We start from the raw sequence: 1,193 nt of genomic DNA on the forward strand, positions 1-1,193 counted from the left end.
GGTAATGCCCCCATTCTTACTGGGTCGCAGAAGTAGAAACTGATGCGGCCATGGCCAGCCGCTGCTTTGGTGTGAACCCGCCCAATGCCATATTCGGGCGTTCGTGATTGTAGGACCACATCCAGCGCGTGGCGTGGTCCTGCACATGCGCCAGGTCTTCCCACTCGTACTGTGACAGCCATTCGTACCTGGCCGTCCGGTTGAAGCGCTCGATATAGGCATTTTGCTGCGGCTTGCCGGGCTGGATGAAGTCGAGCTTGATGCCCCGCTTTTGCGCCCAGGCCAATAACGTTGAACCCGCGTATTCCGGGCCGTTGTCGCAACGAATCGCCAGGGGCCGTCCCCGCTGTTCGATGATCTGGTTCAACACCCGTGCTACCCGAGCAGCAGGAAGCGAGAAGTCCACCTCGATCCCCAGCGCCTCACGATTGAAGTCATCGATCACGTTGAAGGTCCGAATGCTCCGGCCGTCGGCCAACTGGTCATGCATGAAGTCCATCGACCAGACTTCGTTGATGGCCCTGGGAACCTCCAGCGGCTGCGGCATCTGCCGAACCAGCCTTTTGCGAGGTTTGATGCGCAGGTTCAGCTCCAACTCCTTGTAGATGCGGTACACGCGCTTGTGGTTCCAGCCAAATCCACGCACGTTGCGCAGGTACAAGAAGCACAGCATGAAGCCCCAGGTGCGATGGTTGTCGGTCAGGCGCATCAGCCAATCGGCAATCTCCTCGTTCTCGGCCTTGAGCTTGGCTTCGTACCGATAGCAGGATTCGCTGATACGAAAGACTACGCAGGCCACACGGATCGATGCTCGCCTGGACCTGACCACTTCCTTGGCCATCTCGCGTCGGCGAGACGGCCTCAGGACTTTTTTGCCAGGTACTCCGAGGCGATCTCGGCTTTGAGCTTCTCCTCGATGTACATCTTGCGCAGCCGAGCGTTCTCCGCCTCCAGCTCCTTCATGCGCGCCATCATCGACGTGTCCATGCCGCCGAACTTCGACCGCCACTTGTAGAACGTCGCCGAGCTCACGCCCAGTTCCCGGCACAACTCCGGCACCGCCAACCCACCCTCAACCCGCTTGATCGCCTCGACGATCTGGCTATCCGTGAACTTCGATCGCTTCATCTGTAGAACTCCCTGTTCGAGAAAATTCTACTTCTGACTCCCAGGCTTTACAGGGGGCATTACCC

1 protein-coding gene is annotated in these 1,193 nt (G+C 58.8%); it reads right to left on the reverse strand.

What is annotated here, in order from left to right:
• Positions 1–16 precede the first annotated feature (16 nt).
• Positions 17–1,128 (reverse strand): IS3 family transposase gene (locus ABD104_RS30180; protein ID WP_343928883.1). Its coding sequence is split into 2 segments (ribosomal slippage): positions 17–876 and positions 876–1,128, totalling 1,113 coding nucleotides; the frame shifts between segments, so codons are not numbered across the junction.
• Positions 1,129–1,193 lie beyond the last annotated feature (65 nt).

The sequence above is a fragment of the Pigmentiphaga daeguensis genome (genome assembly GCF_039523035.1).
Classification (GTDB): Bacteria; Pseudomonadota; Gammaproteobacteria; order Burkholderiales; family Burkholderiaceae_B; genus Pigmentiphaga; species Pigmentiphaga daeguensis.